This window comes from Borrelia hispanica CRI (genome assembly GCF_000500065.1).
GTDB classification, from domain to species: domain Bacteria; phylum Spirochaetota; class Spirochaetia; order Borreliales; family Borreliaceae; genus Borrelia; species Borrelia hispanica.
Genome location: NZ_AYOU01000164.1, coordinates 210,649 through 216,648 on the forward strand (window position 1 = coordinate 210,649; position 6,000 = coordinate 216,648).

Below are 6,000 nucleotides of genomic sequence, written 5' to 3' on the forward strand. Positions count from 1 at the left end.
GTAAATGTTTTGTGTGTGTAAATTGGTTATTTTTGTGTGTGGAACACCAGGCATGGGAGTATATTATTAATATTAAAGAAGATATAAGTTTTAACTTTTTCATAGTGTCTATAATAAAGTTTAACATTTTATTCTTATATGAAAAATTGTATTACAAGTTATTCTTTGGATAAATAAGATTACTTGATCTATTAATTAATAGACATTGTCAAAAAAGCCAATGTGTTTGATAAACTTGAAAAATATGTTAAAAATGAGTTCAGCAATTGACTTGATTATTAGTTTTATTATCTGTGATTATTTTATCAAGTATGTCATTAACTAATTTTTTACAGCAATATGTAGATAGGTAGTGTTATAAATTATAGTGTTAGAAAATTATAAGACGTAGTAAAGATAGATCAGATAAAGAAATTTAAGAACTTGAAAAATTTTAGAAAAAGCTTGTGATATTATTAACGTGTTTTAATAATTCCTTAAAGAATACAATAACGCAACTTGCAGTGATTACACCCATCACAATACTTCTTATAGTATCAATTTAAATTGATAATCCATTATATACGTTAAACCTAGTTATGAAAATGAATCAAAGTAAATTTAGTAAAAATATTGATATTTATCACAATAATTCACAAACAGAATTAAATATAAAATAATAACCCACAAATAGCACCACCAATGATCATCTTCAGTAGTACCATCTGCTACCTATTGCACCTCTAATTCGATCTTACCTATTTTCCCAATAAAGTCCTAAATTTTTTCTTTCAACTTAGAATAATTACCATTCTTTTCTAAAATCTTGTTTAACTTATATTTTATTATTTTCATTGTATCAACAATATTATGAAAATAATTTCCCAATGTCTGTTTTTATATTCACCTGAATTCCTAATGCATTTTTGTAATTAACCCTTGATCATTCTTCTCTACTATTATATCTCATCATTTCCTTCACTTTAATTTTTTGCCTTTTTTCTATTTTTCTGCTCCTTATTTCCTTTTATTCTTTTATCTCTTAATTCTAACAAAACAGCAAAAAAAAACTAACAAATGGGTAATAAAAACAAAATTATAAAGTAAAATACTGAAAAAATTAAGCTTGTGCTATCTAATATTTTTAGTTACAGATGCATTTATTTTATTATCATTCAATTATTTTTTTAGTTGAATTAGGAATAAAATAAGGACTATTTTACATATTTGAATAGATTAGATAAATAATTGGTCAAGGAGGCTTATTTTTAGCTTTCTTTTTTAATTTGCAGTATTGTATATGCATATAAATCATTATTTATTCGTTCATTATCTAATCTATTTTTATTTTAATATCTTGACATTTATATCTTCAATTCTTTTAATTGATAGTAATATTATATTGTTTGTTTTGTTGTTTAGATAAATTTAACATTAATGTTTTTTGTATGATGTTGAATTTGAATTAGATAAATTATCAGATGCGAGTAAGGATGTTTTATTAGATTCAGCATTAATAGTTGGGAAAGAGTTGGTACAAGAATTAAGAGCACAAGTCGTATAAATAGGACGAGATTTAAGAGAGGTGTTAATTAGTAATACAAACGTGGAAAATGATATTATCAAAAGTATTATCAGGAGTATTAGAAGTAGAAAAATTAATGGGAAAAATTTTTAAAATGTTTTTTTGTTTGATTATGATTATTGTTAGAGTATATTAGAAGATTTTTTTATGAAAACAAATATGAAGTTTACTAGTAAGGAAAGTGAGGTAAAAAACATTTTGGGAGAAGTAGAAAGGGGATTACACACGGTGGTGCTGGAGATGCTGCTGGTGATGATGAGGTAGGGTAAATTATTCTCGTCTGATAATTCTGGTGATTCTGCTTGTGAGGCGAAGAAATCATCAGCGGAGCCATTATTAAAAGAAGTAGGAGAGCAGTAGACTTAACTTGTGCTGATATATTACAAGCTATAGTGGAAATGGTGGTAATGTATTGGCTTGAGACTATCAAGGCTAAAGCTAAAAATGGAACAGTTGACAATAAGAATAGAGAAGACAATAGATGCAGAGCGAGAGAGAGTGAAGGAAGCTGTTGAAATTAATGCTGATGCTACTAATCCAAGAGGTTCTTAAAATAATGATGCATCATAATTTAATAAATGATTACGGAATAATAAAAGATATATAGATAGACTGCAGGTAGTGAAAGGAAAATCGCTGTAGCTCTCTTTTATTGTATTTAGGAGAGTATAGAAGTAGAATCAGTTATGATTGAAAGAGTTATTTATCAATAGTAGATATATTTTTGTTGTTGTTTATGCATGTTTTGTTTATATTTGTTAAATGGAGCAAATAAAGGGAACAGAAGGGTGTTGGAGGATTGATGCTGAAGATGGGGATATTAGTGGTTATATTGATTATGGGATGTGGGCAAGAGGTGAAAGATGGAGTTAAGATAAAGAAGGGGATTGTTACTAGGCATGATGAAAGTGGTTTAGATTTGAATTTGGTTAGTGAAAATATAAAGAGTGCGATTGGATTTGCTGAGAAAGTAAAAGAAGTTCGTGTTTTAGTTAAGTCAGTTGATGGATTGACTTAAGTTATAGGAAAGAAAGTTTAGGTTGCTGTTACTTTAGTGATGTTTGATACTTTAACAGACTCTGTAAGCTCTTTAATTGCATCTTATACTGCATCTTTTGCAAAAATCTAATAATGTACTATTGTTTGTTTAGAGCAATAAGATTTTTTGTTCCTTTAATTATATCTATAAATGGAGAACACTTTCAGAAAGTGGAACAGGGATTAATACGTGTTAAGAATTATTTGATTTATTAAAAGATATGGCTTTTGAGGCTAATGCTGAAATGAATATAGAGGATAGTAAAGTTATGGAAAAATTAATTGTTGATGTAAATAAATTAGCTATTAGTGTTGTTAATGATATTACTATTTTGGAAATTAGTGATACTAAAACTAAAGCCGCTATCGTTTCTAATAGTGAAAACGTTCAAGATATTATTAGTGGAATTAAAGCAATAGTTGCACTTTCTGAGGAGTCAGGTGTATTCATTGAAAAGAAAAATGATATTTCTATGTTTAATGCTGGTGCATCTGATGCTATTAATTCTGGTAAAGGTGCTGCAGAGCAAGGAGCTGGTGAAAAACTTGCTGAGGAAGTATCTAAGGCTGATTCATGGTCAATGATAGTAAAGATAAGAAAGGCAAAATAAAAAAGGTATTTTTAATAATAATAATGATGTTGGAGAATTAATTACTGGTTTTTTTGATACTTCTAATGGTTTTGCTGCAACTAGTAATGCGGAATTTGCAGCTGCTGTTGCATTAAAGGCAATGAGTAAGGCTTGGTAAATTTGGTGTACATAATAATTTGTGGATTGCAAATTCAACTTTGTTTGTTTGTTTGTTTGTGGGCAAACTTTATATTTTGATGCTACTGGTAGCAGAATGCTCAAAAAAATAAAAAAGGCAGCAGCTGAGGCTGTTAATAAGGTATTAGATGTAATTAATGCTGTTATATTGGGTATATTGAAAGTTGAGATTGATAAAATTAACAAAATTATAAATAGATAAAATAATCTAAAATTTTCTTAAACTAGAATTTATAGCAGTTGTTATTCAATGTAGTGAATGTAAATTCTTTGCAGAGAGTCAGTGTAGAATAGGAATTTAAATGAATAATTTCTTTTTGACATTGTATTTTCCAGAAAAATCGTTATTTAATTTTGTACTATAAATAGTATTTACGAATACTATTTATAAGTACAGATTGTATGTTGAAAAAATTATTTACAATATGGATTAATATTTAAAAAAAATTTTAGGAAATAAGGCTAAAAACTTAGGTATTTTATTTTGATGTGAAAGAAAAGAGACATTGTTAGGGATGTCTCTCTTAATTTATTTGGACAAATTTTGCAGATAACTTATAAGTCGACATTACAAGATAATAATTTTGTTTTTTGCCTTATATTACTTGTTTGTGATATGATATTGAGTTGTGAAAATAAAGGAAAATAGGTCAATAATCTATCTTCCTTTATTTCTTTATTCAATGTAAATATAAAATACTTATTTATTTTGTAACAGTACTTGTTTTGTTAAGTAATTCTTTGACTGATTGAAGTGTTGAGTATGGGCTTTTTAGTGCTTGGTATGTTTGATAATCGTGGGTAGTATGGTGTTGGATATACTTGGTGTTCTGTGTTATGATTTTCCTTTATTTTTTTCTTGAAAGAACTTACTTTATTTTTAAGTGCATCTAATTTTATTTTTGCAGACAAGTCGCTTTGTAAATTCTCATCGTATTCATTGTACAATAAGCACTTGAAGTAGCGCAACAAATAAAAGATGATTTGAACACAATTGAATTCTATAGGTTAAAATTAAGCAATAATGGAAGAAGAGCTGCAGAACATGAAAAAACAAAAGGCACGAAAAGAACTATCAAAGTTACAAAAGATAAATTAGAATCAGACCTTCAAAAACTTCTAAGTGACATTGAAAAGAGTTTAGATTCAGCCATAATACTGACAACCAATAATGACTATAGTCTTCTTTAATTTAAATTTGTATATGTTATCTATTCTAGTTTCTAGTTTTTCTTCTTCATCTTCATCTTCTTCAAATTCATCTTCCTCAATTGTCATGGAACTGCCAGAGTATGAACCCGATATAGTTGAATCATAGTGTGAACGGTAAGTATAATCATATTGAATATTATTTGATTTACCGTTTAATTCATTTAAGTAAGTGTGACTATTGCCCTGAAGAATATTTGATTGGTATCTAATTATTTTACTGTTTTGATGATAAGCTTGGTTTTCTTTGCTGAACTGGATTGTAGGATCATCTAGTGTTGTTATATTTTCATTAGTGCTTGAGATAGTATTTGAACTATTATCAATAATGTTACTATTAGAATAACTTTTGTTTTGGCTTGGTTCAGAAGTGCTGATAGTAATATTTCCGTGTTCAGGTAGGTTATCTTTTATATCCTTTTGTAATGCAGGTTGTTTAGGTGATCTGATTTTTTTACTTTTTTTCTTAATTTGAGATAGATGTTTTTGTGAAGATTTGTTATTAGAATTATTTTTTATGTTTTTATCACTAGTATCCATTATCATGGAGTTTACTTTATCAAGTAATTCTAAAGATTTACTTTTCTACATTTCTTCGTTTAAGAACAAATCACAACTAATAAAACTAAAGATTAATGTTAAAGCTAAGTATTTGTTTAAAAACCATATTTTGCTATTTAAAGTTAATTATAAAAAATTATATAGCAATATGAGTTTAATTATAAAAGTTATGGGTAATTTAGATGGTATAATTTTATTAAGGGATGGAATAAAGAGTAGGTAAATTTAAAAATTTTTAATTAATCATTGTCCTTGTCAAAACATTTTGGTGTAAGAAATAATCTTGTATTTAGGATTTATAAATCTAAGAGTTTATAAATCAATTAACATATAATTTAAAGCAAAAATCTTTATTTTTAAAATTAATTGATTATAAATTTGATACATCATGTATCGACAAGTACCAACCTTTTTTTATCTTTTATAACTAGACCTCTATCCATTAGATCTAATAAATACTTTATATCTTGTTACTATTAATAGGGTCTTATTTTATTATGAAAGATATTAATTTCCTAGAAAAAAGAAAGGTTTAGAGATGAAGAAATGGATATAGATGCGTTTATAGAGCAGGTTGAGGCTAATATAGGAAAAATGTATCGTGAATTTATAGAATTTCAAAGAAGATATGGATCGGATAAAAGTTTTGAGGATTGGATTGAATATGAGGAGAAAGAGCAAAGAATTAAAGAGGAAAAATTCAGTTAAGAGTTAAGCAATTTGAGTTCTCGCTTTTCAAAGAAATTAGAAAGTCAAAGTCATTAATAAATGATTACTTTATTTATTAAATTGTTTGTTTTGAATATTAATTTAGTAATAATTAATGTTAGAATTGTTGAAAATAGAAATTTTTGCTTT

The 6,000-nt window shown here is 26.9% G+C and carries 5 protein-coding genes and 1 pseudogene; 4 read left to right on the plus strand and 2 right to left on the minus strand.

Features of this window, described 5'->3' with window-relative positions:
* Positions 1–759: 759 nt before the first annotated feature.
* A pseudogene (locus tag U880_RS11985) lies at positions 760–876 on the minus strand (variable large family protein); the annotation flags it as partial.
* Positions 877–2,366: 1,490 nt separating this feature from the next.
* On the opposite strand from U880_RS11985, the gene U880_RS11415 reads away from it, so the two are divergent.
* The 3 genes from U880_RS11415 (at position 2,367) to U880_RS11420 (ending at position 3,574) form a co-directional block, all read left to right on the plus strand.
* Positions 2,367–2,582, plus strand: coding sequence for a Vsp/OspC family lipoprotein (locus tag U880_RS11415; protein WP_038359753.1), 216 nt, complete (start codon positions 2,367–2,369; stop codon positions 2,580–2,582).
* A 289-nt stretch (positions 2,583–2,871) separates the two neighbouring features.
* Complete coding sequence (locus tag U880_RS0109455) at positions 2,872–3,213, plus strand: hypothetical protein (RefSeq protein ID WP_161626531.1); 342 nt, start codon at positions 2,872–2,874, stop codon at positions 3,211–3,213.
* A 160-nt stretch (positions 3,214–3,373) separates the two neighbouring features.
* Entirely contained in the window at positions 3,374–3,574 is a 201-nt protein-coding gene (locus tag U880_RS11420; protein WP_024655779.1) for a hypothetical protein, read from the plus strand.
* Between the two features lie 944 nt (positions 3,575–4,518).
* Here U880_RS11420 and U880_RS0109465 read toward each other — a convergent pair.
* A complete protein-coding gene (locus tag U880_RS0109465; RefSeq protein WP_152520436.1) occupies positions 4,519–5,121 on the minus strand; it encodes a hypothetical protein in 603 nt (200 codons plus the stop codon).
* 567 nt (positions 5,122–5,688) lie between these two features.
* Between U880_RS0109465 and U880_RS10400 the strand changes: the two genes are divergently transcribed.
* Positions 5,689–5,850, plus strand: a complete 162-nt coding sequence (locus U880_RS10400) for a hypothetical protein (protein WP_235048060.1) — start codon at positions 5,689–5,691, stop codon at positions 5,848–5,850.
* Positions 5,851–6,000 lie beyond the last annotated feature (150 nt).